This is a genomic window from Psychrobacter sp. NPDC064578 (genome assembly GCF_044901245.1).
GTDB lineage: Bacteria > Pseudomonadota > Gammaproteobacteria > Pseudomonadales > Moraxellaceae > Psychrobacter > Psychrobacter cibarius_C.
The window spans coordinates 126,287-152,619 of the sequence record NZ_JBJDPI010000005.1; the positions used below are offsets into that span (position 1 = coordinate 126,287).

Annotated in this window: 25 protein-coding genes and 1 tRNA gene; 13 read left to right on the forward strand and 13 right to left on the reverse strand. The window is 42.1% G+C overall.

The genetic code is table 11. The features are described 5' to 3' along the window. The first annotated feature begins 202 nt into the window (after positions 1 to 202). Complete coding sequence (locus ACI2JM_RS07515; protein WP_404643291.1) at positions 203 to 1,441, forward strand: amidohydrolase family protein; 1,239 nt, start codon at positions 203 to 205, stop codon at positions 1,439 to 1,441. A gap of 202 nt (positions 1,442 to 1,643) precedes the next feature. Here the strand turns inward: ACI2JM_RS07515 and ACI2JM_RS07520 are convergent, their stop codons facing one another. Further along, positions 1,644 to 2,435, reverse strand: coding sequence for a glucose 1-dehydrogenase (locus ACI2JM_RS07520; protein ID WP_404643293.1), 792 nt, complete (start codon positions 2,433 to 2,435; stop codon positions 1,644 to 1,646). A gap of 289 nt (positions 2,436 to 2,724) precedes the next feature. Further along, positions 2,725 to 2,799: transfer RNA gene (locus ACI2JM_RS07525), tRNA-Gly, on the reverse strand. A gap of 653 nt (positions 2,800 to 3,452) precedes the next feature. On the opposite strand from ACI2JM_RS07525, the gene ACI2JM_RS07530 reads away from it, so the two are divergent. The 4 genes from ACI2JM_RS07530 (at position 3,453) to ACI2JM_RS07545 (ending at position 5,958) form a co-directional block, all read left to right on the forward strand. Beyond that, the gene (locus tag ACI2JM_RS07530) at positions 3,453 to 4,265 is read left to right on the forward strand and encodes a M48 family metallopeptidase (protein WP_045453551.1); all 813 of its coding nucleotides are present in this window, start codon (positions 3,453 to 3,455) and stop codon (positions 4,263 to 4,265) included. 368 nt (positions 4,266 to 4,633) lie between these two features. Continuing rightward, positions 4,634 to 4,957: a BolA family transcriptional regulator gene (locus tag ACI2JM_RS07535; RefSeq protein WP_055124744.1), complete on the forward strand. Its 324-nt coding sequence runs from the start codon at positions 4,634 to 4,636 to the stop codon at positions 4,955 to 4,957. A 92-nt stretch (positions 4,958 to 5,049) separates the two neighbouring features. After that, positions 5,050 to 5,409 (forward strand): SirB2 family protein, encoded by a 360-nt coding sequence (locus tag ACI2JM_RS07540; protein WP_404643296.1) that lies wholly within the window; start codon positions 5,050 to 5,052, stop codon positions 5,407 to 5,409. Positions 5,410 to 5,556: 147 nt separating this feature from the next. Continuing rightward, positions 5,557 to 5,958, forward strand: a complete 402-nt coding sequence (locus tag ACI2JM_RS07545) for a hypothetical protein (protein ID WP_045444098.1) — start codon at positions 5,557 to 5,559, stop codon at positions 5,956 to 5,958. Between the two features lie 160 nt (positions 5,959 to 6,118). Here ACI2JM_RS07545 and trxC read toward each other — a convergent pair whose 3' ends face one another. From trxC to ACI2JM_RS07560, 3 genes are all read right to left on the reverse strand, one after another. Further along, positions 6,119 to 6,556 carry a thioredoxin TrxC gene (trxC, locus tag ACI2JM_RS07550; protein WP_198330189.1) on the reverse strand — a complete coding sequence of 146 codons (438 nt, stop codon included), beginning with the start codon at positions 6,554 to 6,556 and terminating at the stop codon, positions 6,119 to 6,121. Between the two features lie 97 nt (positions 6,557 to 6,653). Beyond that, positions 6,654 to 6,836 carry a DUF2892 domain-containing protein gene (locus tag ACI2JM_RS07555; protein ID WP_198330188.1) on the reverse strand — a complete coding sequence of 61 codons (183 nt, stop codon included), beginning with the start codon at positions 6,834 to 6,836 and terminating at the stop codon, positions 6,654 to 6,656. A 166-nt stretch (positions 6,837 to 7,002) separates the two neighbouring features. Further along, positions 7,003 to 7,875, reverse strand: coding sequence for an MBL fold metallo-hydrolase (locus tag ACI2JM_RS07560; RefSeq protein WP_198330187.1), 873 nt, complete (start codon positions 7,873 to 7,875; stop codon positions 7,003 to 7,005). A 279-nt stretch (positions 7,876 to 8,154) separates the two neighbouring features. Between ACI2JM_RS07560 and ACI2JM_RS07565 the strand changes: the two genes are divergently transcribed. The 5 genes from ACI2JM_RS07565 (at position 8,155) to ACI2JM_RS07585 (ending at position 13,425) form a co-directional block, all read left to right on the forward strand. Further along, positions 8,155 to 8,523 carry a helix-turn-helix transcriptional regulator gene (locus ACI2JM_RS07565; protein ID WP_319020723.1) on the forward strand — a complete coding sequence of 123 codons (369 nt, stop codon included), beginning with the start codon at positions 8,155 to 8,157 and terminating at the stop codon, positions 8,521 to 8,523. A 237-nt stretch (positions 8,524 to 8,760) separates the two neighbouring features. After that, the gene (locus tag ACI2JM_RS07570; protein WP_198330186.1) at positions 8,761 to 10,470 is read left to right on the forward strand and encodes a SulP family inorganic anion transporter; all 1,710 of its coding nucleotides are present in this window, start codon (positions 8,761 to 8,763) and stop codon (positions 10,468 to 10,470) included. 216 nt (positions 10,471 to 10,686) lie between these two features. Further along, positions 10,687 to 11,013 (forward strand): beta-lactamase hydrolase domain-containing protein, encoded by a 327-nt coding sequence (locus ACI2JM_RS07575; RefSeq protein WP_201600578.1) that lies wholly within the window; start codon positions 10,687 to 10,689, stop codon positions 11,011 to 11,013. An 80-nt stretch (positions 11,014 to 11,093) separates the two neighbouring features. After that, positions 11,094 to 11,426: a TIGR01244 family sulfur transferase gene (locus ACI2JM_RS07580; RefSeq protein WP_404643300.1), complete on the forward strand. Its 333-nt coding sequence runs from the start codon at positions 11,094 to 11,096 to the stop codon at positions 11,424 to 11,426. A gap of 463 nt (positions 11,427 to 11,889) precedes the next feature. Then, positions 11,890 to 13,425: a reverse transcriptase domain-containing protein gene (locus ACI2JM_RS07585; protein WP_404643302.1), complete on the forward strand. Its 1,536-nt coding sequence runs from the start codon at positions 11,890 to 11,892 to the stop codon at positions 13,423 to 13,425. 91 nt (positions 13,426 to 13,516) lie between these two features. Here ACI2JM_RS07585 and ahpF read toward each other — a convergent pair whose 3' ends face one another. Continuing rightward, positions 13,517 to 15,094 carry an alkyl hydroperoxide reductase subunit F gene (gene ahpF, locus ACI2JM_RS07590; RefSeq protein WP_045453535.1) on the reverse strand — a complete coding sequence of 526 codons (1,578 nt, stop codon included), beginning with the start codon at positions 15,092 to 15,094 and terminating at the stop codon, positions 13,517 to 13,519. Positions 15,095 to 15,596: 502 nt separating this feature from the next. On the opposite strand from ahpF, the gene ACI2JM_RS07595 reads away from it, so the two are divergent. Further along, complete coding sequence (locus ACI2JM_RS07595; protein ID WP_045444089.1) at positions 15,597 to 15,845, forward strand: YdcH family protein; 249 nt, start codon at positions 15,597 to 15,599, stop codon at positions 15,843 to 15,845. A gap of 173 nt (positions 15,846 to 16,018) precedes the next feature. Here the strand turns inward: ACI2JM_RS07595 and ahpC are convergent, their stop codons facing one another. Further along, positions 16,019 to 16,585: an alkyl hydroperoxide reductase subunit C gene (gene ahpC / locus ACI2JM_RS07600; protein ID WP_045453533.1), complete on the reverse strand. Its 567-nt coding sequence runs from the start codon at positions 16,583 to 16,585 to the stop codon at positions 16,019 to 16,021. A gap of 348 nt (positions 16,586 to 16,933) precedes the next feature. Between ahpC and ACI2JM_RS07605 the strand changes: the two genes are divergently transcribed. Together ACI2JM_RS07605 and ACI2JM_RS07610 are read left to right on the forward strand one after the other, a co-directional pair. After that, complete coding sequence (locus ACI2JM_RS07605) at positions 16,934 to 17,842, forward strand: hydrogen peroxide-inducible genes activator (RefSeq protein ID WP_404643305.1); 909 nt, start codon at positions 16,934 to 16,936, stop codon at positions 17,840 to 17,842. Positions 17,843 to 17,887: 45 nt separating this feature from the next. Then, a complete protein-coding gene (locus ACI2JM_RS07610; protein WP_404643307.1) occupies positions 17,888 to 18,571 on the forward strand; it encodes a hypothetical protein in 684 nt (227 codons plus the stop codon). Here the strand turns inward: ACI2JM_RS07610 and ACI2JM_RS07615 are convergent. The 6 genes from ACI2JM_RS07615 to ACI2JM_RS07640 all read right to left on the reverse strand — a co-directional run bounded on the left by ACI2JM_RS07615 (position 18,549) and on the right by ACI2JM_RS07640 (position 26,293). Further along, positions 18,549 to 19,154 (reverse strand): methyltransferase domain-containing protein, encoded by a 606-nt coding sequence (locus ACI2JM_RS07615; protein WP_404643309.1) that lies wholly within the window; start codon positions 19,152 to 19,154, stop codon positions 18,549 to 18,551. The two genes, ACI2JM_RS07610 and ACI2JM_RS07615, sit on opposite strands and share 23 nt — an antisense overlap. Positions 19,155 to 19,308: 154 nt before the next feature. Beyond that, positions 19,309 to 19,977 (reverse strand): M48 family metallopeptidase, encoded by a 669-nt coding sequence (locus tag ACI2JM_RS07620; protein ID WP_404643311.1) that lies wholly within the window; start codon positions 19,975 to 19,977, stop codon positions 19,309 to 19,311. Positions 19,978 to 19,979: 2 nt separating this feature from the next. Continuing rightward, positions 19,980 to 21,521: a DUF1513 domain-containing protein gene (locus tag ACI2JM_RS07625; RefSeq protein ID WP_404643313.1), complete on the reverse strand. Its 1,542-nt coding sequence runs from the start codon at positions 21,519 to 21,521 to the stop codon at positions 19,980 to 19,982. 3 nt (positions 21,522 to 21,524) lie between these two features. After that, positions 21,525 to 22,673, reverse strand: coding sequence for an imelysin family protein (locus ACI2JM_RS07630; protein WP_404643315.1), 1,149 nt, complete (start codon positions 22,671 to 22,673; stop codon positions 21,525 to 21,527). A 184-nt stretch (positions 22,674 to 22,857) separates the two neighbouring features. Further along, positions 22,858 to 24,525, reverse strand: a complete 1,668-nt coding sequence (locus ACI2JM_RS07635) for a di-heme oxidoredictase family protein (protein WP_404643459.1) — start codon at positions 24,523 to 24,525, stop codon at positions 22,858 to 22,860. Positions 24,526 to 24,832: 307 nt separating this feature from the next. Further along, the gene (locus ACI2JM_RS07640) at positions 24,833 to 26,293 is read right to left on the reverse strand and encodes an imelysin family protein (RefSeq protein ID WP_404643317.1); all 1,461 of its coding nucleotides are present in this window, start codon (positions 26,291 to 26,293) and stop codon (positions 24,833 to 24,835) included. Positions 26,294 to 26,333 lie beyond the last annotated feature (40 nt).

Below are 26,333 nucleotides of genomic sequence, written 5' to 3' on the forward strand. Positions count from 1 at the left end.
ACCGTAGCGGTGGTCATTATATTCCATATATTAGACTCGATGACGCTTGCCCCTAACCACTCATGAACAAAAAACGACCGTTGAGTAGGAAAAAATAAAAACATCGAATAGTCATGCGGATTTAAAGTTTAAAACCCCCACTCTTGACACTAAAATGCCATTGATCGTTGAATCACTCCAAGCAAAAAAACAAGGAAAAACGATGTTTGATTTACTTATAAAAAATGCCCAATTACCAAATCATAAAAACTTGGTCAATATCAGTATAAACGGCGCTTATATCGAGAGTATTGACGATATTGCGGAAAAAACTGAAAATGATGATGCGTCAAAAGCAATTTACGATGCTAAAGGTTACTTTGTCTGTGCAGGATTCTATGAGAGCCACATTCACCTTGATAAAGCCTGCATCCTTGATCGCTGTACTATAGAGCAAGGTGATTTAAACGAGGCTGTTGAAGAAACAGGTAAGGCTAAAAAGGATTTTACGGAAATAGATGTGTTTAATCGTGCTTCACGAGTGATTGAGATGGCGATTAAAAAAGGCACCGTTGGTCTGCGCACCTTTGTTGAAACAGATTCAAAAACAGAGATGCGTGCCTTTAATGCCATCAAAAAAGCCCGCGACACCTATGCATTTGCCATCGATATAGAGATTTGCGCCTTTGCGCAATCAGGATTGACCAATGACCTGCATACTTATGAGCTACTAAAACTGGCATTGTCGCAAGGCGCTGATTTGGTTGGCGGCTGTCCATACAAAGATGAGAATCCTCACAAGCATATTGAAATGGTGTTTGACTTGGCTGAGCAGTTTGACGTCGATGTTGATTTTCATTTAGATTTTGATCTGGATCCACAAGGCTCGAGCATTCCAAAATTGGTTGAAGAAACCATCAAGCGCCATTATCAAGGTCGCGTGTCTATTGGTCATGTGACTAAACTGTCAGCGATGGACAAAGACAAACGTATAGAAATGGCTGCCTTACTGAAATTTGCTGACATGACCCTGACGGTGTTACCAGCCACCGACATATTTTTAAATGGGCGTGATTATGAGGCGCTCATTCCTAGAGGCATGGTCAACGCCAATGAGCTATTAGCGATGGGCATCAATACGACTATTCCTAGCAATAATATTTTAAATGCTTTCACGCCTTACGGTGATGCCTCACTGATTAGAATGGCAAATATGTATGCCAATATCACTCAATTAGCAAAAGATGAGCAGATAGCGGAGGTATTCGATATGATTAGCAAAAATGCAGCGAAGCTTTTGTCACGGCAAACGGAGGTTAAAGTAGGAGCACCGGCTACCCTAGTCATATTAGAAGCGAAAGACGCGGTAGAAGCGATTAGAATCAATTCACAAGCCATCGCAGGTTTTAAAAATGGCAAGCAAACTTTTTGCAATGAGGTCGCCCATATTTGCTTTGAGTAACTTGAATATCATCAATTGAGCATATTCAGTCAGTTGAAAGATGCAGCCTATCAATGCGCCAGCATCTTCATCATGAAACATAGGCTTAAAACGATAAAAGCGTCACCCAACTATACGTTGGACGACGCTTTTCATAACGGTTTTTTTACTATTTACTATAGCTTTAACATCATGGTTTAAATACCTTCATATGTAGATAAGCTTAGTCTAAGGTTTGCACACCGCCGCCATTCACAAATATGGTCTGACCACTGACCCACTCAGATAGTGGTGCGGCAAAATACAGCATAGCACCAGCGATATCATCGGCTTCACCCAAACGTTGAATCGGCGTATGCTCTAGCATTTTCTTTTCGATTTCTGGTGTTAGTACAGTTTTTAACGCATCAGTACGCGTGGCACCAGGTCCAACCGCATTGACGCGTACCTCAGGGCCAAAATCATGTGCCAAGTTCGCCACCATATGATTGACAGCCGCTTTTGAACCCGCATAACCACTCATGTTCGGGCTTTTATTGATACTCGACATCGAAGTGGTAAATACAATCGAGCCATAACCCGACGCTTTCATATGTGGCACGCATAATTGAGACAAGCGCCAGCCACTAAAAACATTCAACTCAAAGTCACGGCGAATATCATCGACCGATGCTGTGGCTGGGTTTTCACGACCACCGCCGCCGCCACCAGCATTATTGATTAAAATATTGACAGTGCCAAATTCAGCGACGACCTTATCTACCATAGCGACTAAATCTTCATCTTTCAAGATATTACATTCGACTGCCAAGCCTTTTACACCATACGCTTCGATATCCTTGACCGCAGCCTTTGCATCTTCTAATTTCAAATCAGCAATGGCGATATTTGCCCCAGCTTGTGCTAGACGTAGCGCCGTTGCTTTACCAATACCATTTGCACCACCCGTCACAATCGCAGTTTTTCCTGACAGATCAAATAATTCATTGAATGCTCTATGTTTGAATTCTTGCATAATTATTCCTTATTATCATCATGGTCTATAGATGGATTATTTTTTGTTATATTCGTTTAAACGATCTCTATAATTATGCGTGATTAAACTGAGGCTAATGTGTCAAATTGACCATTTTTTGTAACTTAGTTTTGGCGCTACAACTTTTAGTAATCTATGTCGTGAATTCCGTCGATAGTAGCTTGGAATGTCATCGAAATATTCTTAAGAAACAATGACAACCCTTAAAATCAGGACAAAAAAAAGCCTCACAATAAAGTGAGGCTTTGATGCTTTTTCAAGCCATATTTGGAGCGGGAAAAGAGATTCGAACTCTCGACCCCAACCTTGGCAAGGTTATGCTCTACCACTGAGCTATTCCCGCTGATTATCGAATTGTAGTGTTGTTAACAACAACTCCGTCTCGATAGGCTGGCTATTCTATCAGATATTCTAACCCTGTCAACCTCATTTTTAACGTTTATTTCCAATATTATGTCTTTAACTCGCTATTTATTGATGTGATTATCATAAATAATTGATTTAGCGATCATTATTTATTTACAATAATATCAGTTATTTTTCACAATAATGTTAGAAATCTAAAGCTCTGTCCTTGTAGGTAGTATCTCATTGCCTATGAGACTATTTTTTGACTGAGATTTATGCCGCCTATCAAGTTTATAGACGTTAGTCGCGAAAAATAGATTTGTTGGTGTCAACGTTCCTCTCACTTACAATCCTACGCTGTATTGTTACTTTTCCTGCATTGGTTTTGCCTTAGTAACATTATTATACTTATGCCTAATGACAGTTCGGGTAAAATTTTACTGTTCAGGTCACGTAGCAAGCATAGGTGGAACATTAATAAAAAATTGCCTTATTTGCTGCTTTAACTCTTTATGCCACAAAAAATTTAATACGAGTCATTTGAACGACAACTGTTTCAACGATAATCACTTTAACGACAACCGCTTTATTATTAACCGCCACTTTGTTCTATTTTACTTTTTATCATTTACAGCGAGGATGTTTATTATGAAAAAATTACTGACCAGCACCGTGATGGCCGCTTCATTGTCGGCACTAGCCCTGACAGGTTGTACCAGCACCACCAGTACTGGTGCCGTCGGCGTTGACCGTCAGCAGCTATTACTGGTTTCTAGTGAGCAAGTTTTGCAGCTGTCTGCACAGAGTTATGCGAAAACGCTGCAAGAAGCAAAAGCGCGCGGCGTACTAGATACCAATAAGGCTCAGCTTAATCGCTTAAAGAACATCGCTAATCGTTTGGTCGGTCAGGTCGGCGTCTACCGTCCAGATGCGGCGAAATGGCAATGGGAAGTTCATACGATCAAATCTAATGAGCTGAATGCCTTTGTGGTGCCGGGTGGCAAAATCATGTTTTACTCGGGTATCATTGACCGCCTGAATCTCACCGATGACGAGATTGCGGCCATTATGGGTCATGAGATGTCACATGCGCTGCGTGAGCACTCACGTGAACGTCTCTCACGCCAATATGCCACGCAGACTGGTATCGGTGTAGCGGCAAGCATCTTTGGACTGTCGCAAGGTCAAGCTGAGCTAGCAAACGTCGCTGGGGATTTGGGGCTGAGCCGTCCACACAGTCGCACACAAGAAGCTGAAGCCGATCAAATTGGTTTAGAGTTAATGGCACGTGCTGGCTATAATCCGCAAGCAGCGGTTACCTTATGGCAAAAAATGCAAAGCGCGAGTCAAGGTGAGCCACCACAGTTCTTAAGCACTCACCCGACCAGCAGCAATCGTATTGCTCAATTGCAATCGTTAATGCCTAAAGTGATGCCGCTTTATCAAAAAGCGCGTCGCTAATGAAGTGGTTTGACTTCATGCTTTGAGTAAATGGCTGTTACTTATAATGATTGTTACTTATAAAAGCGGAGTACAGGTTATAAATTGTGCTCTGCTTTTTTATGCTGATAGCTAACAGATACCGCTACTTGTCATGACTGGCTATTATTTATCGTCATTAAAGACAGTATGTTAAAAAGAATATCTTTCATTGCTATATTTTTTAAAAACAGGATAGCTCAAAAGTGTAATCGCTTACAGGCACACGCCACTTAATAGCAGGCTTTACTGCTAATAGCGTCTGCTATAATGGGCATTATTTGCAATTCACAAATTGCTAAGTATGATACCGCCAAGTACTATTAGGCAAAATATATGGAAAGATTATTATGAGTAAAACACCGACCGCTGATGCGCTCAATGCTGAGCTACAAGCGTTGCAGCCGCAACATATAGAATTGTTGAATGAGTCAATGAATCATTCTGGTTATTTTGATGGTAAAGAAAGCCATTTTAAGCTTACGATCGTTAGTGATGCTTTTGAAGGCAAAAGATTGGTCGCACGGCATCAGCTTGTATATGGACTGGCAAACTCCTTATTAACCTCGCAAGGCGGTCAAATCCATGCTTTAGCGATTCATGCTTACACCCCAATAGAATGGCAAGGTCAAAGCCCTGATAGTCCGTTATGTGCTGGACAAAACAAGGGCTAATAACGAACGATTGCGAAGATAGTGCTTTCCATACCATAATTATATGTAACCAGTAAGCGCTGAAACTGCACCTTTAAAGGAAATAATATCTCATGAAACATCTACACATGCTCATGGCTGTATTACTCATTGCCCTGTTTTTATATCAGAGCTATTTGGTATTAAGCTCAAACAAGCAAGCGCCACGCGTGGTTAAAATCTCTTCGCACATTCTCTATGCCCTCATTATTGTGTCAGGGGCAGTCATGCTAATGCAGCTGATGAGTGCCAATGCACCCATACAATGGGTATTTGCAAAAATAATCTTACTCGTTGCGGCTATCAGTGCCAGTATCAAAGCGTTTAATAATAACGCCACATCTAGCCAAAGAAAGACCGGTATTCTTATTGCTGGAGCGGCATATGTGGGCATTGTGGTACTAGCCTTTGCTAAACCTGGTAACTTATTTTAATAAACATATCATATTTTGATTGTGCAAATACTTATATTACTAGCATTGAAAATATTTAATAAGTGCTATATTTTCAATATCTTAATCCCATTATTTTTGCTATCTTACATAAATACAATCGCCTCAACCTAGCCTAATGGAGCCACTATGAAAACTCTTACTGCAGCGACACTACTGGCGACAGCTGGCATTTTTGGTCTCTCAGGCTGTGCCTCGACGGGTAATGTCACGCCACAATATGTACCGCCAAGCACGTATCAAAGTTACGATTGCCAAGCCCTTAGTCAAGAATATACCCGCGTCAATCGCTATGTCGACGCGGCGCGCAATGAGCAATCAACTTTATCCGCCTCAGGTGTCGGGGTTGGGGTTTCTGCAGGGCGTTGGGGCATCTCCCCTAATATTAGCTTTGGCGTGGGCAAAAGCAACAATACCAAGGCGCGCGATGCAAAATTATCAAGGCTCTATGGCGAGCGTGATGCCATCATTCAATCCGCCCGCATTCAGCGTTGTAGCTTTGCCAATGGTGTTAAGATTTATGGCGAGTAATACGTGATAGATTATGTGTAATAGATTATATTTAATAAGTTAAGTTTGATAAGTAATATTTAACTGCTCAACTCTTTGATGACTTTAGATAGTATTTGTTATAAAAAAGCCAGCATGCAATAAGCATACTGGCTTTTTTATAATCATAATCCGTTAAAACTCAAGAATGTAAGCTTTGTACCCACTGAACAATTTGATCGCTAGGTAACGCACCTGACTGCCGTGCTATCTCTCTACCATTTTTAAAAGCCACCATGGTTGGCAAACTGCGAATATTATAAGGTGCCGCCGCTTGCTCATATTTATCGGTTTGTATTTTGGCAAACACTACTTGTGGCAACTGACTGGCTGCCGTCTTGAACTGCGGTGCCATCATCAGACACGGCTGACACCAACTCGCCCAAAAATCAACGATGGTCAAGACTTCATTTTTTTGAATGACTTTACGAACCGTTTGGGCGTTTAGTTCATGAGGACTCCCCGTTAATAACGGCTGACCACATTTGCCACAATTTGGCGCAGCACTAAGTTTGGCTGCTGGTATGCGGTTGGTTGCCTGACAATGTGGGCAGACCAGATGAGAGTTTTGCTCACTCATTATAAAACTCCTATACAAGTAGCATGGGTATTGGTCGATCAAAGTATCCAATACCCATGCTTGATTATGTATTTATGACAATAAATCTAGCGACTTTTTAACGCTTGCAGGTATTCACCCCAAGCATTTTATACAAAGGACAAAAGCGGAAGAGTCCCGTGAGTAAAGGCACTAAGCCAATCACGCCCCACCAGCTTTGAAAATACAAACCCAAGCCGATAATCACAACACCCGCGATGATACGTAGTAAACGCTCAGTACTGCCGATATTAATTTCCATGGTTCAATCCTTAAGTGTGAAGGCTTAATGGTAGAGGAGTAATATAGCCATGTGTTTACGGTAAAGACTAGCATTATGATGGCTTATACTCGTATTGTGCTTACGTAACGTGATGCATGTTTATAATGTTTGCTTATTCTGATGTCTGCTTATCCTGATATCTGTCTTATTGCCCAAGTACATTAATCGGTACTTTGAGATAACGGGTACCATTGTCTTCTGGCTCTGGGAAATGACCTGCATCGATATTTACTTGTACCGATGGAATAATTAGACGCGGCATATCAAGAGTGGCATCGCGGCGCTCACGCATTTGCACAAACTCTGCTTCATTGATACCATCTTTGACATGGATATTGCCCAGTTTTTGTGCAGCGACAGTCGTGGTTGGACAGTGTTGACGACCCTTGCTTGGATAATCATGGCACAGATATATTATCGTGTCTTCAGGGAGAGCAAGGAGCTTCTTGATTGAGTGGTACAGCGTCTTGGCATCGCCACCTGGAAAGTCACAGCGAGCCGTCCCGACATCAGGAGCAAATAAAGTATCACCAACAAAGACCACGGTCTTTTCATCATCAGTCGCAATATAGGCCATATCTGCCGGCGTATGACCCGGTACATACATGACCGTAATAGTAATATTGCCAAGCACCAAAGTATCGCCCTCATCCGTTAGAATATCGAACTGGCTGGCATCGGTGCGAAAGCTGGTATCAAAGTTGAATATTTGCTTAAATATTTTTTGCACTTCGGTGATATGTTGACCGATTACCAACTGCCCGCCAAGTGTATCTTTGACATGTATCGCGGCGGATATATGGTCAGCATGCGCATGAGTCTCTATTATGTAAACCAGCTCCCAACCATGCTCGCGGACGAACCCTATCACCTCATCGACGCTAGTAGTACTAGTGCGCCCTGACTTAGCATCAAAATCCAACACCGGATCGATGATGGCACAGACTTGTTGTTGAACGTCCGCGAGTACGTGAGTATAAGTTTCTGTGTCGCTATGTAAGAATGAATGAACTTGCATGGCTACCTCTTTGCTTTTAGATGAATATTTTATTTTTTGATAAATTGTTCAGTATAATATGCACCGGCTTCAGCTTATCGTATTGACCGCCACATATTTATCAACGATGCATGCCAATATAGCAACGATTTAACATTTTATCAATTTATATAATGTAAATAATGATAACTTGCTATCCGTGGCAATATCATTGATAATTAATCTTATCTTAGCTATTAATCCTAAATTTTTTATTATGTCTTATATAAGGAGCTTGCTCTGACTACTTCTACTTCAGCATTGAGCACCTCGACTACTAGCATTGATGATGCGTCATCTAGCGTAGCAGACTTTGCCCCTAAAGACCTTGCTGAGCAAATGCAGCAAGCGTCCATGCAAGCCAGCCAATTATTAAAGTCGCTTTCACATCCGGATCGCTTATTACTCTTATGTCAGTTGACTCAAGGAGAGTATTGCGTCAGCGAGCTTGAAAGCTTAGTCGGTGTTGGTCAGCCAAGCTTGTCACAGCAGCTTGGTATTCTACGCAAAGATGCGCTGGTGACGACCCGCCGCGAAGGCAAGCAAATTTATTATAGTATTGCCAGTGACGATGCCTTGGCGGTGTTACATTTATTGTATGAACGCTTTTGTGCCAAAACTGACAGCTAGTTTATTGGCTTGAGTTTTTAGAATCACTTGTTAGCGTCATTTTTCAGCATTACCTTGTGAATTTAGCGCTTAGCTGTAATTAAATTTTCTTCTATTCAATTTTTTCTACTATAGTCGGTTCAATATAGTTTAGATACAAGGAAGGCAAGCGAAAGTACTACAAATAGTAGACTAAGCGAGCCTGACACCGTATCTGATTTATATAGGTTTGACTATATATTGTGATGACATATTGCTATGCCTTCTATCACCGCTCGTCTGATTCCTGCTTGGTTGCGTCAATACCAGCTGTCTGCCTTGCCAACTGACGTTGTTGCTGGGTTGGTGGTTGGGGTGCTCGTCATTCCACAAAGCTTAGGTTATGCGGTATTGGCAGGATTACCACCCGTCTATGGACTCTACGCGGCCATCGTTCCCGTGTTGGTCTATGCATGGATAGGCTCGAGTAATGTGCAAGCAGTAGGGCCTGTCGCTATTACAGCGATTATGACAGCCAGCAGCCTGCACCCTTATGCTACAGAGGGCTCTCAGCAGTATATATTGATGGCAAGTTTGCTGTCATTGATGGTTGGTACGATGTTATGGCTAGCAGGGCGGCTCAAACTTGGCTGGATTATGCAGTTTATCAGTCGCGGCGTTTCAGCAGGCTTTATCAGTGGTGCAGCCGTATTGATTTTTGTCAGTCAGCTTAAATATCTGACTGCGATTCCTATTGCGGGAAATAACTTAATCGGTTATCTATCAAGCATGCAAATGTATGCGCGCCAGCTACATCCACTAACCTTAGTTATTGGCGTCATTGCTTTTGCACTGTTGGTGGCCAATCGCTACGGTAGCAAATGGCTATGGAAATCTTGGTTATCAGCGTCTTATGCCAAATGGGCTGAGCGACTATTTCCGCTCATTTTGCTCGGTATTGCGATTGTTTTGAGCATCAGCTTACACTGGACCACGAACGGCGTGGCCACGATTGGGAGTATTCCACAAGGCTTACCAACCTTTACCCTGCCCTATGTACCAGACTTCGATGAGGCGCTGAATCTATTACCTAGCGCAGGTTTGATAGCATTGATTATCTTTGTCTCTAGCAGCTCCGTCGCCAGCAACTATGCACGCCTGCGCGGTGAGGCTTTTAACGCCAATAGTGAGCTGACTGGACTGGGGCTCGCCAATATGGCGGGTGGCTTTTTTCAAGGCTTTACCGTCGCTGGCGGCTTTTCGCGTACCGCCATCAATGCCGACTCAGGTGCCAAAACACCAGTTGCAAGTTTAGTAACTGTGCTGGTCATGATTGCTGCTTTAATCGCTTTTGGCAATGTACTCGCACCATTGCCCTACGCTTTATTGGGCGCAACCATCATGGCATCGATCATCGGTCTCATTGATATGGCAACCTTGAAATCGGCATGGCAACGCGACCGTCTAGATGCGGCCAGCTTTTTGGCGGCATTCATCGGCGTATTGATATTTGGATTAAATACTGGCTTGGTGATTGGTTTGATGGTGTCGTTTGCTAGCCTCATTTGGCAATCGAGTAAACCGCACGTCGCTGTGGTTGGTCAGCTAGCTGGCACAGGGCATTTTCGCAATATAAACCGTCACGATGTGGTGACCTTTAGCAATTTATTGATGCTGCGTATCGATGAGAGCTTATTTTTTGGCAATAGTGAATCCGTCCATCGTAGGGTCATACAAGCCACTCAGCAATATCCAGAAGCGCATGAGGTCATACTCATCATGTCAGCAGTCAATCATATTGATTTGACCGGACAAGAGATGCTGATTAGCCTCAATCAAGAGCTGTTGAACCAAAATAAACATTTAAACTTTAGCTTTATTAAAGGGCCAGTAATGGACATCATCGAGCATACTCCGGTCATTACTAACCTCTCAGGTCAAGTTTATTTAAGCACGATGGATGCGGTAAATGCGCTAAAGGATGTCTAATCGGTCTGTGAGACTATGTTGCTCAATCAAGCATAATTATTATTATGCTGTGACAAAATATAGATATGATAAAAGCTGTGTTATGCTAAATTGGTATAAGCCCTTAAAAAATACAGCCTTTAGAAGAGATACCTAAAGTACAGCCTTTATAAAATGGCACTTAGCTACAATACGATACCTCCAAACGTCTTTTAATATACGCGACCGAAGCTACTTATGACCGATAACTTAACCATTTATAAGCAAATTTATCCAAGCCAATGCACCAAGATTGCTGAGCTTGGCTACCGCTCCGTGCTCAATATTCGTCCTGATGCCGAGACAGAAACGCAGCCCAATAGCGGCGACTTTACCAGTGCGACGACAAAAGCCAACCTTACTTATCATCATTTACCCTTTGATGATGAGCGCTTGAGCATGGCGACTGTCGAGCAGTTTGCGGCGTTTTATCGCTCTATGCCTAAACCAATATTGATGTTTTGCGGAACAGGTGCACGTGCTAAATTGTTGTATCAAAGCGCATTGATGCAAGGTTTGTTGTAAAAACCGCTATACCTTATTGAAATATTTTAATCCAAGCGCAAAAGTTTCGTTTTTACGCTAAAAAATAAAAAGGAGCTCTTATGAGCCATCAAATTAGTATTACCGGACAAATCACCCCTGATCAAGTACCTATGATTGCTGAAAATGGTTTTAAAACCATTATTAACAACCGTCCAGATGGTGAAGAGCCGAATCAACCGACCAGCGCTGAGATTGAAGCTGCCGCTAAAAAAGCAGGTCTTGCTTATAAAGAAGTGTCTTTCGCTGGTAGTGAGCTTAATCAAAACAATGTCGAAGAGTTTGCTGATTTCTTCAATCAAGCTGAACAGCCAATGCTAATTTTTTGCCGTACTGGCAACCGCTCAACGGGTATCTACGAAGCAGCTAAGCGTATGGATTTATTAGACGATTGATAGTGATTTAAATATAATCGCTACTGCTGAAAAAACGCCCGTCCAAATTTTGAATGGGCGTTTTTTATTTATTTCCTTAAACACATCGAGCTGCATTTCTTTAGTAAATAATTTTACAATAAATCAGGGGTGTGCTAAATTCAATATTGTGAGGGAAAAAGCAATTAATTTAAGTTTGGTTCTATAACTAGGTACCTGCAAAGGTCGCCGCTAAGTAGAAAGCTGCTTAGTTAAGCAAATATCATATTGTGAGCAGTTAGCACATAGATTATGTACGATTAGTGTAACAAGGTATTGAAGCATCATAGTGACAATTTCCGTAAGCATGAAAGTAATTATTTCCAATAAAAGGGGTGTTACCTCCTATGGTAACGGTAGGACAGTTTTATCACGTTTTTATTAATCGCTCTAAGCGCAAAAATGCTAGCCCCGTTCCCTCACTTCTAATATAAATTATAAATATATGAAAAACGAAGAAGACCTAGATAGCTGGTATAAAATTAAAAGATATCCTCATATTGGACTACCTTCTGAAAATCGTCGACAGACCATATCATATATAAAAAATAGAGATAAAATAGCTGTCCATGGTTTCGCTCCATTCATTCATAAAGTCATATCTACGAATCGTTATAGAAAAGAGTATGACAATGATGGAAAATTGATAAATAATGGAAAACGCACTGACAAGAGTACAAAAAATAGAGATATCTATTATGCGAATAATCTAGACTCAAATATTTATGCCTACTACTCTCACGTACTAAACGTAAAGTATGAAGATATATTAGAAGATAGAAACCTAACCAAGGTAGTTACTGCTTACCGAAAGACACCCAAAAAACTAGAACCTGACCGCACTCAAAAACCTCCTAAAAAAAATAACATTTACTTCGCAGACGAAGTTTTTGAATATATTAAAAACAATATAGATGACGACAATAGTGTTGTTGCTATAGCTTTTGATATTGAGAACTTCTTTCCTAGCTTAAACCATACCGTTCTTAAAAATAAGTGGTGTGAAGTACTTGATACAGATAACCTACCAAAAGACCATTATAACGTGTTTAAGAATATCACTAGATTTTCCTATGTCGCAGAAAATCATCTTTTCAATTTATTCAAAGATAGTATCTTAATCAGAAAAAATGACGGAAAATTTACGAATAAGTCCATAAAGCGAATTGAGCATTTATACAATAAAAATGCTATTGCCTATTGTAAAATGCAAGATATACACACAATTCGAAAGAAAGGACTAATAAGATCGAGTAAACGAATTGGCAGCACACTTGTAACAGATGGCATTTGTCAAGGCTCTGCTATCAGTGCAACATTAGCAAATATATATATGCTGGGCTTTGATGAAGCAATTTATGATGAAATATCAAAAATTGGTGGGCTTTATCGGCGTTATTCTGACGATATGGTCGTTATCTGTCCAGTCAAACACAAATCACATATCATTCAACTTTTTGAAAATAAAATTAAAGAAATAAAACTAAATATTCACAAGAGAAAAACTCAAGTTTTTCATTTTTCCGTCCATAAAGGTAAAGTCATTTGCAAGCAAGAATTTAATGACCGAATAACGCCAAATAGTATCAACAGAAATTTTGAGTATCTCGGTTTCAGTTTTGACGGTGAGTATGTACGCCTAAAGACAAGCTCTCTAGCCAACTACTACCGAAAAATGAAAAAAGGTGTGCGAAGAAGTGGGTTTTATAGCAGCAAGATAAATAATGATACAAGAGGTGAAATCTTTAGAAAAAGACTGTATAAAAGATACTCGTATATTGGCGCTAAACGCTGCATAAAATATAAACGTGTACAAGATACTACAGATCAATGGCAACCTGACAAGTATGCCATAAACTGGGGCAACTATATAACATATGCTAAAAATGCCCATAAAATAATGGGTAACTACAGCAGAATTGACTCACAAATTAAAAATCATTGGAAAAATCTACATAAAGAAATTGAGAAATCCAAATGATGACTTACATATAAAAAATTTCCAGCTGTCTATTACAACAAAACCACCTCAAAAGAGGTGGCTTGTTAGACTAAATTTAGCGTGAAATAACTTACTGCATAACCAAGTACTCGAACGCTGATAACGCCGCTTTACTACCCTCACCCATCGCAATATTAATTTGCTTAAATGGCACAGTCGTGACGTCACCACAAGCAAAGATACCTTTGCGATCAGTACGGCAGCGCTCATCAATCTCAATCTCGCCAAAACGGTTCAAATCAACAAAGCCTTTAACAAACGCAGAGTTCGGTACTAGACCAATCTGTACAAACACCCCTGCCAAGTCACGCTCATGAGTATCACCTGTGCTGCGATCTTGATAAACGATCGAAGTCACTTTACCATCAGTCGCTTTAATTTCTTGCGTCGCTGCGCCAGTGATAAATTCGATATTGGCTTTCTCTTTGGCTTTGTTAATCAATACCTGATCCGCTTTTAAATCATCCGCGAACTCAAGCACGGTTACATGCTTCACGATACCAGCAAGATCTAATGCCGCTTCGATACCAGAGTTACCACCACCGACGACAGCAATATCTTTACCCTTAAAGAATGGGCCATCACAGTGAGCACAGAAAGCCACGCCTTTACCGATGTTTTCTTCTTCACCTGGAACACCAAGCTTACGCCACTGAGCACCCGTCGCTAAGATAATACTGCGTGTCTCAAACGTCTCACCCGTGTTTAGATGAATGCGATAATTTTCATCTTCTGTCTCACTAATTTCTTTGACGCTGACGTGCTCTTTTAAAGTAATATCGTATTCGCGTAAATGTTTTTCAAAGTTCGCTGATAGCTCAGTACCAGTGGTTAAAGGCACAGAAATCAAGTTTTCGATATCCTGCGTGTCTTTCACCTGTCCGCCGATACGATCAGCAACCATCGTCACTTTTAAGCCTTTACGAGCGGTATAAATTGCAGCGGCAACGCCAGCTGGACCTGCACCAATAATCGTCACATCTTGCTGCTCTAACTGCTCAGCATCGTCATCAGCTTCTGCTAACAAGTCAGGAAATTGCTCTTGCAACTTTCCAATCAATTTGGCCGTGTCGATGAGACCATTGGCAAACGGTTTACCATTTAAGAATACCGCTGGTACACCTTGGATGTTATTAGCATCAACCTGCTCTTGGAATAGAGCACCATCAATCATCTCGTTGCTAATGCCATCGTTCAATAGTGCAAACTGGTTGAGCGCTTGTACCACTTCTGGGCAACTGTGGCAAGATAGCGATACGTAAGTTTGAAACTGTAGTGGCTTATTAAAACGCTTAATCAGCTTTTGAATACTTTCATCCAATTTTAGCGTATGACCACCGGCTTGCAAAATAGCCAAAATCAGCGAGGTAAATTCATGACCACCGGGGATACCACTAAAAACAATACCCGTATCAGTCAATTCACCATCGACATGACTGACCACTTTGAAGCTAATTGGACTTGGTAAGCTATCATCAGTTGCTGTTGCATCAAAATTGATTTTATCTGTGGTGCCAGCGATTTTAGTCAAAAAATCAATCAACTCAGCACGCTTACTATGTTCGCCACTACCCAATACGAAGGTAATTGGACGAGTCATTTTTTCGCTGTAACTTTTGATGGCATCTAATAAACTTTTATCTATCATGTTTGTTCCTCATCATTACTGGATATGTAACGGCAACTGTCATGTTGCTCGTTCAAATATAGACTATTTGGTATTAATAATTTTATCTAAAATATTATAGGCCATAAGTTTATGCCCTTTGATGTCTCTATTATCATAGGTTCTGAGGGTTTCGGCAAGCTGAGAAACTCAAACCTTATATTTTATAAAACCAATCATTAATTATTATTTTAAATTAAATTTCAATACACATCTAAATTATTATCGTGGTAACAAGGCTGTTTTTTCGCTACAATCAAATGAGGTTAATAGGAAAAACTCTTATTTCCCTCGTTGCAGATTGTCTTTTATGCAAGTTTATCAAAGAAGCTTTCTGCTACTATTAGGTCTTATCTATATTGAGCTAAATAGTGTTTTGGCTTAATAAAATCAAGTCTCAAAATCATAGCAATTCATCAAAACAATCTTACGACCATGCGCGGATGCTTACTACAAGCTTGCGCTTCATAACAAGGATGACAACATGAGAAAGACTGATACATGGCAAGATAACAAAGACATTATTGCTGAGCTTAAGCTAAAAGACAGTCATTTTGCGACGATCTTTGATGAGCATACCCAGCTAGATCAGCAGATTAATCAGTTGGATAAAAACTTGGTGACACACACCAGTCGCGATGAAGAAATTGAACTGATGAAACGACGAAAACTGCATTTAAAAGATGAGATTTATAAGATAATTGATAAAAATAAACTACAATCTCATGCTTAGCGCTTCACTTATTATCACGATGCATGAATAAAAACATTTATTGATAAATCACATAAAAAGACCCCATCAACTTATGCTGATGGGGTCTTAATTTATAATGCTGATTTAACTCAAAGTAGGATATACAGCACTACAAATATCTAAAGTATTGAACCAGTTCGTTAAATCAAGAGTTAGATTTTACCAACAAGATCAAGACTTGGTTTTAGCGTTTCTTGACCAGCTTCCCAAGCGGCAGGGCAAACTTCGCCATCGTTTTCACGAACATATTGAGCTGCTTTCACTTTACGTAGCATGTCTTTTGCACTACGGCCAATACCGCCAGCATGAATCTCAGCAACTTGAATCAAACCGTCTGGATCAACTAGGAACGTACCGCGTTCAGCCAAACCTGCTTCTTCGATCATGACGTTAAAGCCACGAGTGATACGGCCAGTAGGATCACCGATCATTGGGTATTGTACTTTACCGATCGCTTCTGAAGAATCATGCCATGCTTTATGCGTGAAATGAGTATCAGTAGATACTGAGTATACTTCTACGCCCAAACCTTTAAGCTCGTCGTAATGAGCCGCCATGTCTTCAAGTTCAGTTGGGCAAACAAAGGTAAAGTCAGCTGGGTAGAATAAAAAGATTGCCCAGTTGCCTTTTACATCTTCAGAAGTGATGGTTTTGAATTCACCATTAACGTACGCATCAGCTGAAAATTCTGGGATTTCTTGATTAATAATAGACGCCATGATTGGCTCCTTTATAGTTGATTGATAGTTAAGTTGATTGAAATTTCTTGGTATGATTGTTTCTATTAAGCCTTTACTGCTTTGGGCTACCTGACAAACTATACGCGAATCCTATCGTTAATCCAGTTAAAAGTTTTTAATGTGATGTTTTGTTTTATTAAACTTGTTAAACTATTCTCTCTACTTTTTATCATCAGTGCATTATGCATCAGCCACTATAGAGCATGCGTCAGTCACTATACAGCCGTTAGGTTACGTTAAGATGACATCGAGTTTGGATATCGAATTGGTACACCCAATGAATCAGCATAATATATCACGTTAAAAACCCATTAATAGAGAGGTTTTATGATTACTTTACGTCAACTTGAGTTTGCTTTAGCCGTGGCCAAGCACCGTCACTTCAAACGTGCAGCAGAAGACTGTAATATCTCACAATCGGCACTGAGCTTGGGTATCGCCGAGTTAGAAAAGCAACTGGATACGCAGATTTTTGAGCGTAATAATAAGCAAGTATTGATTACCCCTATCGGTGAAGACATTTTAACGCGGGCGCAGCGAGTTTTTTCTGAAGTCAATGATTTGACCACACGCGCCCATAGCCATCAATCGCCGCTGGCGTATCCGATGACTGTCGGTATCATTCCAACGATTGCGCCTTATCTGCTGCCAAAAGTCTTACCTGCCCTGCGAGCAAATTATCCAGAATTTCGTATGACCATCGTTGAGCAACAAACGGAGCGTTTGCTAGAGCAAGTGCGTTACGGTCATATTGATACGGCTATTATTGCGCTGCCTTATGCAGTCGATGGTTTGCACAGCTTTGAGTTTTGGAGCGAGGATTTCTTTGCCGTATTCCCAAAAGATGATGTGCATGCCAAGCTTAAGACCATCAACGCGGATGAGCTGGCTACCGCCAATCTTATGCTGCTCGGCGAAGGGCATTGCTTGACCGATCAAACCCTGTCTGTCTGTCATTTTGACCGTGCACAGATGAAATCAAGCTTTTCAGATGCTAGCTTAAACACCCTGATTCAGATGGCACTTGCCAATATGGGAACGACATTGGTGCCAGAAATGGCATTGGATCAGCTGCATCTGCAGAACCAAAATGCCGTCGCGATACCACTCGCTGAGCAAGGACCGCATCGTCATATTGCCTTTGTCACCCGTTTGAACTACGCCCGCGTCGATGATGTCAATTTATTGGGTAAAGTGTTTAAGCAAGCCTTTGAAGAGGCTACTAATAAAGAATAATCTGTTGGTTGTAAATTGCCAGCAGTTATCAAATGAAGGTTAACGATGGACGACTTGTCGCAACTAAATACTGAGCTTGGTACGATTTTCACGTGGCATTTATCCGCTATGAGTAGGCATATCACGCTAGAGCAAGTGAGCATACTTTGGCAGAATATCGCCATACGATATAACGAGCCGCAGCGTGCTTATCATAGCTTGCAGCATATTCAGCAGTTGTTTGGGCAGTTCGATCAGGTTAAGGATAACTTGCATGAGTCGCATATCATTGCGTTAGCACTGTTGTATCATGATGTGATATATGAGCCGACGCGCTCAGATAACGAGCTTAAAAGTGCAGAATATGCAGTAGAGTCATTAACTGATTATTTAAGTGCGGAGCAATGCCAACATATCTACGCGTTGATTATGATGACGGCTAGTCATCAAGTTGACAAATGGTCAAACGAAACTAAAGAGAGAGAAAAATACAACGATGCCGCTTATTTACTAGATATGGACTTAAGTATTTTAGGGTCATCTTGGTCGGAGTATGAACACTATGCTCACACCGTACGCCAAGAGTATGCGCATGTCTCAGATGACGACTATCGCGTCGGACGCATAGCAGTATTAAAAGAATTGCTGGCACATCCAACGCTTTATCTGACGGATTATTACTATGCACGGTTAGAAATACAGGCTCGAAAAAATATTGAGCACGAAATTACGCTTTTACACGCATCTTAATAAACAGCTCACTGCCCTGCCGTGCAGGATGTGAATTATAGCTTGGCTCCATGATTTCAATATCAAAATGCTGCTCAAAACGCTGCTGATATTCAGCTTTTGTACCGCCAAACGGTGGTTCTTCTCGTCCAAAGTCTTTATCAAAGAGCAAACCAATCAGCTTACCATTCGGTTTCAGTAACGCTGCCATCTGCTGCACATACTCGTCACGGCGTGATGGATTTATCGCACAAAAAAACGTCTGCTCAAGCACCCAATCAAACTGATACTGCTCAGGCGATAACTCAAAAAAGTCGGCACAGATTAAATGCTCAACTGGAAAGTCAGGATAACGCTCAGCAAACGCTGCAATCGGCGCAGGGGCAAAATCAACCAAGATGACATTGGTAAATCCTTGCTCATGTAGATAACCTACCTCGTAAGCATTACCCGCACCCGGCACCAGAATCGCTTGCTCTTTGGCAGATTCGGGCAGTTGGTCAATATAAGCTTTGAGCGGTGGCGATACCTGTCCCATATCCCAGCCGATGCTATCTTGCTCATAACGCTGCTGCCAAAATTCCGCTTGATTGACGTTTTTCATATGACATCCCTGTAGATAAACTTATTATTTAAACGACACGATTTGTATCGTTATGTCTTATCATATCAGGCTTATTAGAGCGTGTCTCATTTTAAAGATGGTGATGAAAATGAGGACACGCCTTACGATTATGGATATTATTTAGATAAATCGTTTAATCTAATTTTCCAGTCTTCCCCGCCAGCATATCGTGCCAATGCTGATAATCTGGCATTGCGGTTGCGACCGTTTGCCAAAAGGCACGACTATGATTAGCATGGTGTAAATGACACAGCTCATGGACGATGACGTATTCGGTGCACGCAATAGGATAAGCAGGCAGATACACAGACAACCAAATTCGGCACGCACGCGTGTTACAACTGCCCCAGCGCGTATGCATTTTTTTTAGGCGTATCTCATTGGCTGTCGCACCGACAATCGGTTGCCACTTTGCAAATAATGCAGGTATCGCTTCGGCGAGATGTTGCCGATAATAGGCAAGTTTTTCATCATGGTTCAAAGTGAACGATTGCTCTACACCCCACAATGGCAAGGTACTATCAGCAGTTAAAGCTTGCGCTAAAGGAAGTTGTTGCCGTTTATACTGCTCTAATACTTGCGGATGGTTTGCTATCGCCCATGACACGCGTTTCATCACAGCCTGCGCAGCTTGGGCTGGGCTAATAAATAGTGGTACAGATACTAGTAATTGATGTGGCTTTAAGCGGAAATTGATATTTTTCACCCGCTTTTTGCTGATATGTAGCTCAATACCTGCTTGCGCCAAATACTGTATCGATTTTTCTAATAAGCGAGACTGATTTGCTGGCGGTACATTCATGCTCAGAGCGCTTGCAAGTGATTATCAAACGACATCATATGATATTTACTGTTAATAAAAATACGCTCACCTTGATCTATAGTAGCAAGTTCAGCAGCTGCCAAGCTATTAACAGTTAACGCCGCTAACTGACCTTGACCATCACTAACGATAAAACCTGATTGCTCATGATTATCTTCTGCTTTTTCAGTATTATTATTAGACAATACTGCTGCACCTGCACAATCTGGCAGGCTAACATCATCAATCAATGTACGAGTATTTAAATCATAAATCGCTGCACAACCGCCAATTGGTGTGGTCACGCATAGCAGATTACGCGCACTATCGACCGCTACACTAGCGATATACTGATGAAAGCGCTGCCATTGATCATTGGGCATAATAAGAGGTTTAAAATCCGCATCACCGCGCTTATGGGTCAATACTAACGGTACATTAATATGCTTTTCGCCTTGGAATTGAATGCCCATCATCACCGTTCCATCGTCATGCATGGCTAAATGTCGCACGCTCATTTGATTGTGCTCAGGCATAATCTGCTCAAGTAAAGCGCCAGTATGACGATTAACGTAAACCAATGATGGACGCATACTGTCTAAATTTAGTTCTTCACGCGACGCTTGCTCGGTTTTGATACCGCCGTTAGCGATGACTAATGTCTCGCTATCAGGATGCATAATCAGCTCATGCGGACCGATACCATACGAGTCATACTCTGCTATTTTTTTATAATTATCGTAAGCATCGTAGATACCGATTTTACCATCCAAACTTATGGTGTCATTCTCGGTCACATACAGCAACTTACCATCTAAGCTATAACAAGCGTGTCCATAAAAATGCCGGTTGTTTGCAGCGTTAATGGCGAATTTTACGTGTCCTGTCGCAGTATCAAGCACCCAAAATTTTTCACTAGGACGACGACCCATCACCACGACGTCACGACTGCTATGATTCTTCATCGTACTATCTTGATCACTAAGCACAGGCTGAACGACAATATCATGGACACGTTCAGGCATGGTCGTTTGCCAAACGATTTGTCGATCAGCGTCGATACCGACCACACCAAAATCATTGTCATCACGCTGATCATCATTTGCTAATGCGCTGTTTTTTGGCATAGAGGCAACACCGCTAACCCAACAAACGGGTCGCGTCAGTACGGTGGTGGTATGTGCCGCGCTAAAGTCAGCGACGCTATGATGGTTGGTATTATTCCTATCATCTAGCGATAAATGATAAGCATGTTGCCATGCAGTAGCGGCTTGCTGACAAGCGTAACTAAACCGTGCTAGCTGGGGTTTTGGTGTAGAGGTTAACGACTGCAACTGCGAACGTATGCCTACGACATAATCCTGCAAGCGGGCATCAGGCTGAAGCTGCTTGCGATAACGATGATGAATAGCGACAAACGCTACGGTACCCATTATAGTAGAAAGCATCGTCAATGCTGATGTTGCCAGCAGCTCATTATTAGACTGCTTATCTTCTGGCTGCGGCTGTGGTTTATTTGCTGTCTTAGTATCGATAGAGTGCATTTTTTAATCGCCATCAGTACTGTTAAAGCCGACACGGATACCCAGCGTCGGAATCAATTGGCGCTTAATAAGACGTGTAATAGTCGTGAGGTGATCATACAGCTCTTGTTGAGTGGCTTTATCGGCAGTCCCTAAGTCTTCTGGCATTTGCGCTAATAGTGTAGTGGCATCAGCAAGCGCGGTCGATAAGTTATCCGCGACTTCATTTTCATTATTGCTACCTAAGATAGCTGTCAAAACGGGATCTGTCAGTGCTTCATTCAATGTCGCCAATTTAGCATTGATAATGGCACGGCTTTGCTCTGCGGTAGCGGCTGGCAAATGACCTTTTGCCTTTCCTGTTAAGCCTAACGGTTGATCGATGGCATTAGACTTCATGGTCTCAACCAACGAGAGTAAAGAATTAAACCATTGATTCAACCCTTGATCGCTGTCAGCCGTTTTATCAATGGCTAATAGATTAGTGGCATTTTGCTGCCAGTTTTTCTCAATATCTTTTAGGCGCGTGCTCAAAGCACTGCTTGCACTAATCACATAAGCACATTGAGCAGCATCCAGACTGTCATTGGCATATAACGCTTCTTCTAGTCCTGGCACCCCTTGCACGATGGCGCTCTCGTTAGCCAATTGCTCGGCGGTGAGCTTAGGATTGGCAGCGATTAGATCGGCAACGCCACTGTGTACCAGACCGCGCTCATCAGGATAGTAATTGATATATAAATTACTCATGCTGGCGGTCGCTGGACCAAAGTTAATCATCTCAGCGCCTGCCCATGCTTGTGCGAGCACTAGCCATTGATCGCGCAGTGTTTGCAACTCGTCACCGCTGACTGGTGCTTGCTGACAATGCTTTTGTGCCAAATCATGCAATAAATCACTTTGCTTTGCGGCATCCGCATAGGCTGGAATGACAATGTCATTTGCCACATGGGTCAAATAGGTCTTTTCAGTCTCGGCACTAATATCGACAGCGGTAATTTTATCTCCACTACTATCTTTTTCTGCAGCGCTGGTAGATGCCGCACTGTCTTGCGCAACTTTTTGGCTATCTACTTCTGGCGCTTTATTGTCATCAGCCGGTTTAACACAGCTGATCAGCAAGCCTGCGCTTAAGGCCGATAAGGCCATCGCTAAAGCATGGTTTATTTTCATAAATTTCTCAATATTATTATCAATAATGGTTTAAATTCTAATCTTTACAAGCTTTAATCTCTAGTGTTTGATTGGGCGGATAACCTCATCAACACTCACTTACTTTCTCAGTTATTACTCAGTTATTACTCAGTTATTACTCAGTTATTACTCAGTCATTTAGCATAGATAAATGACCTTATCTCTATAATGACTGTAAGAACGCATTCAATTCAGAACGACCTTGTTTGTCGAGTTTGAGTACTTTTTGCTGTTGCTTCTGGGCTTCACCGCCGTGCCATAGCACCGCTTCCATCAACGTACGGGCGCGACCATCATGCAAAAATGTCGCTTGTGGATCGACCGTTTGCGCCAGACCAATGCCCCATAAAGCAGGCGTACGCCATTCATAAGAATTGGCTAAAAACTCAACTTGGATATTTTTTGCGGGTAATTTTCCAGCAATCGTGCGATCGGCAAGATCATCACCCATGTCATGTAATAGCAAATCCGTATAAGGATAAATCACTTGTCCATGCTGCTCAAGATGGTCATCGTCAGTTTTTGGCAATTGATATCTTGGCGTATGGCAACTTTGACAACCCATATCATAAAAGCGTTTTTTACCTGCTAATACTAGCGTATCGTCAGCATCACGCCGATGCGGTACTGCCAAATTGCGTGTATAAAACTCCACAAACTTAGCCACTTCATCATTGACTTCAACAGGCGGCTTGCCATCGCCTTGCTCATCAGCCCCAGTCGTCGCATTCATACAAGCCGTCTGTGTCGGCATACAGGATTCATGAGGACGTATATTTGAGGTCAAGCCCATGTCTTCATTAAAAGCACTTTGGTTTTGAGTAATCAGCTTGGTTTGCCCAGCTTTCCAGCCAAAGCGGCCAAGGGCATGCTTGCCAGTCTGTGGATCCATGACCCAATTGAACTTGCCACTGATATCGTCATTCGTACTGTTTTTATTATCAACCGCTTGTTTTTTAATCGCTTCATCCGGTATTTGCTCAAGTAATCCAAGCCCAATCATCGGTAAAGCCACTCGCGGCGACACCATCAAATCATCATCAAATTCACCATAACCCGGTTTGGTTAAATTAAAGGTGGGCGCACGCAATGTTTCGATATGACCATCTGCAAAAGTAACAGGCTTATCTGTCCACTGCACCGCAATTCTGGCTTCAGCAGGCACACCTTGGATGCCTCGATCTTGTAGCTGACCACCATACATAGGATGAACGACTTTTTCGATAAGTGAGTTTTGCAGTTGCTGACGCTGCTCATCGGTGGTCGCTGGCATCGCAAGGCGAATAAGCAAGCTATCGGCATCGTCATCACTGGTCATAGGTGCATGACCGCGACCGTCCTTGACATGGCACGACTGACAGGCAGCAACATTGAACAATGCGCCCAGACCATCGCGGCTGTCAGTGCTGGCAGGGGCAATCACCCACGGTTGCCGAAAGAACGCATTACCAATAAAGAAATGCCCTTTTCGTGATGCTGTCAAGTTTGATGAAGGTTTAGAGTAACTCTCAGCGCTGCTAATACTGATTCCTGTATCACCACCTTGCTTGACCTCTTGCGGATCAAAGCTTGCCAATTGCTGCATTGGTACGCCAGCGAGCGTTTCGATGGTTTGCAGGCGTTCAGGTGTTAGCGTTGGGCTGTCAGCATTATTAATGGCAGATTTTTCGTTTTCAGAAACGTCATCAGACACACCGTCCGTCGGCTGACAAGCACTAAGGGATAGCACACATAGAATACCAAGCATTGGCTTTAACAGGGTGGTTTTGCTGACAAAAGGCGCATAAAAAGAGGCAGGGGTTTTGGTTTTGAAGATATTTGTGGTGTTCATCGTGGTGTTCATAAAGAGTACCTTAGTTCTAATCTAGAACCATTAAAATCGCATGCTATAAAGTGTTTCACTTCTAGTCGATAAGGTACAGCGATGTACTGACCTATCAGGCTATTTTAATATGGTAAAAAAAACACGCTGCCAACGGTAGTCGACAACGTGTGTATTATACCTAAATTATTTTTCCATGAAAATAATTCTCATTAGCTTATAACGACTTGTCAGGCATTATCGATCAATGCTATGTCGGTCAATACTATGTCAATCACTGCTATGCTTGCTGTTAAGCCAGTAAATTCGTGATCGGTTAAAACTGCGAACCTGCGTCAGCATCTAAATTGTCAATACCGACCGCTTTTGCCGCATTTTCGATACCAGCTGTCAGCTCTTGTAGGCTAGTGATACTATTTTCAATCCAGCTACGACGGATATTTTGCTCTTCAGCTGAAATACCTTGTTTGCTTACTTGACCAGCGGTGGCAATCATTTGATCAACTTTGATGCCTTCTTTTTCACCTTTTTCAACAATCACATTAAAGGCGGCTTCTACCTTAGCAAAGTCAGTCGCCAATTTATCAGCCGCTTCTTTGTTGTTGGTATCGACGAGGTAGTTTTTAACACCATAACCACCAACGCTCTTACCAGCGACTGTCTTATAGTTGCCGTTAAAGACATTTTGGATACCACGGGCATTGTTGGCATAGCTTAGATGGGTCAAATCACTGAAGCATTCGTGCTCATCTTCGGTAGAGCCCGTTACAAACGCAACCTGTATACGCTCAGAAGCAAGCTCACCCAATGCTAGGCTGCCCATCTGATACATGATTTGGCGTAGACCATTATCGTATTTGCGAGCCATCAGGTCGCTACGTAAGGTATTCTCACTCTCAGGCTGCCACTCAGCTTCCATTGCAGTCAAATCATCAACCAATAATTGAGTCGCTGCTTTTAAGAACGCGCCACGACGCTCACATATACCAGCATCTGCATTGACCGTCTCACCGCTGGTACATTGACCCGCTTCAGTTACATAGTCAGTCACTGGGCGGTTGCCTGCACCTTCGCCAACACCGTTGTTATCTTGTCCCCACAGCATAAACTCAATCGCATGGTAGCCGGTCGTCACATTCGCTTCACTGCCACCAATCTCATTCATTTCTGCTAATAGCTCAGGAGTGATAGTACTGGTATCTTGTTTGATACTACCGACCGTAATGCTATCGCTATTGATGATATTGTCTTGGCTATTGTATTCACCTTCATAGCCATCACTAACGTAATCAATCAGCGCCTCATCAAGTGGCCAAGCATTTACTTGTCCTTCCCAACCATCGATACTGCCGAGTGCTCGTTTATCATTGGCTGTCACAAAGCCTTCATCAAAACGGAAAATCTCAGTTTGCGAATACGGCTGGCGCGCTGCTTTATACGCCGCTTTTGCCGCATCAAGGTTTGCTTGGGTTGGTATTGTCACATATGTCTCTACTGCTGTTTGCAGGGCTTTAGCAGTATCTAGCGAATCTTTATAAGCCGCATGCGCCATGTTGGCATAGCTGATCATAAGTCTATCGGTATAAGCTTGATCAACCGCTGATAGTTTCGTCGTATCTACAGCGGTTGTGTCTTGCACCGCTGTTTGCGTATCGGCGGTAGTGTCCGTGTCTTCCTTGGCTTGCTTGGTACAACCCGACACCATTAACAACCCTGCAAGCGCAGCAGCTAAAGTAGTTGGTAAAATCTTACGGCTCGTTACTGTGGTAATCGTCATACATATCCTCAAAAAGTATCGCAAAAGAAAAATGGGCTTT

Bases quoted from the DNA above. Each gene is read 5' to 3' on its own strand.
- ACI2JM_RS07515 (WP_404643291.1), top strand. From the start codon at position 203: ATGTTTGATTTACTTATAAAAAATGCCCAATTACCAAATCATAAAAAC.
- ACI2JM_RS07520 (WP_404643293.1), bottom strand. From the start codon at position 2,435: ATGCAAGAATTCAAACATAGAGCATTCAATGAATTATTTGATCTGTCA.
- ACI2JM_RS07530 (WP_045453551.1), top strand. From the start codon at position 3,453: ATGAAAAAATTACTGACCAGCACCGTGATGGCCGCTTCATTGTCGGCA.
- ACI2JM_RS07535 (WP_055124744.1), top strand. From the start codon at position 4,634: ATGAGTAAAACACCGACCGCTGATGCGCTCAATGCTGAGCTACAAGCG.
- ACI2JM_RS07540 (WP_404643296.1), top strand. From the start codon at position 5,050: ATGAAACATCTACACATGCTCATGGCTGTATTACTCATTGCCCTGTTT.
- ACI2JM_RS07545 (WP_045444098.1), top strand. From the start codon at position 5,557: ATGAAAACTCTTACTGCAGCGACACTACTGGCGACAGCTGGCATTTTT.
- trxC (WP_198330189.1), bottom strand. From the start codon at position 6,556: ATGAGTGAGCAAAACTCTCATCTGGTCTGCCCACATTGTCAGGCAACC.
- ACI2JM_RS07555 (WP_198330188.1), bottom strand. From the start codon at position 6,836: ATGGAAATTAATATCGGCAGTACTGAGCGTTTACTACGTATCATCGCG.
- ACI2JM_RS07560 (WP_198330187.1), bottom strand. From the start codon at position 7,875: ATGCAAGTTCATTCATTCTTACATAGCGACACAGAAACTTATACTCAC.
- ACI2JM_RS07570 (WP_198330186.1), top strand. From the start codon at position 8,761: ATGCCTTCTATCACCGCTCGTCTGATTCCTGCTTGGTTGCGTCAATAC.
- ACI2JM_RS07575 (WP_201600578.1), top strand. From the start codon at position 10,687: ATGACCGATAACTTAACCATTTATAAGCAAATTTATCCAAGCCAATGC.
- ACI2JM_RS07580 (WP_404643300.1), top strand. From the start codon at position 11,094: ATGAGCCATCAAATTAGTATTACCGGACAAATCACCCCTGATCAAGTA.
- ACI2JM_RS07585 (WP_404643302.1), top strand. From the start codon at position 11,890: ATGAAAAACGAAGAAGACCTAGATAGCTGGTATAAAATTAAAAGATAT.
- ahpF (WP_045453535.1), bottom strand. From the start codon at position 15,094: ATGATAGATAAAAGTTTATTAGATGCCATCAAAAGTTACAGCGAAAAA.
- ACI2JM_RS07595 (WP_045444089.1), top strand. From the start codon at position 15,597: ATGAGAAAGACTGATACATGGCAAGATAACAAAGACATTATTGCTGAG.
- ahpC (WP_045453533.1), bottom strand. From the start codon at position 16,585: ATGGCGTCTATTATTAATCAAGAAATCCCAGAATTTTCAGCTGATGCG.
- ACI2JM_RS07605 (WP_404643305.1), top strand. From the start codon at position 16,934: ATGATTACTTTACGTCAACTTGAGTTTGCTTTAGCCGTGGCCAAGCAC.
- ACI2JM_RS07610 (WP_404643307.1), top strand. From the start codon at position 17,888: ATGGACGACTTGTCGCAACTAAATACTGAGCTTGGTACGATTTTCACG.
- ACI2JM_RS07615 (WP_404643309.1), bottom strand. From the start codon at position 19,154: ATGAAAAACGTCAATCAAGCGGAATTTTGGCAGCAGCGTTATGAGCAA.
- ACI2JM_RS07620 (WP_404643311.1), bottom strand. From the start codon at position 19,977: ATGAATGTACCGCCAGCAAATCAGTCTCGCTTATTAGAAAAATCGATA.
- ACI2JM_RS07625 (WP_404643313.1), bottom strand. From the start codon at position 21,521: ATGCACTCTATCGATACTAAGACAGCAAATAAACCACAGCCGCAGCCA.
- ACI2JM_RS07630 (WP_404643315.1), bottom strand. From the start codon at position 22,673: ATGAAAATAAACCATGCTTTAGCGATGGCCTTATCGGCCTTAAGCGCA.
- ACI2JM_RS07635 (WP_404643459.1), bottom strand. From the start codon at position 24,525: ATGAACACCACAAATATCTTCAAAACCAAAACCCCTGCCTCTTTTTAT.
- ACI2JM_RS07640 (WP_404643317.1), bottom strand. From the start codon at position 26,293: ATGACGATTACCACAGTAACGAGCCGTAAGATTTTACCAACTACTTTA.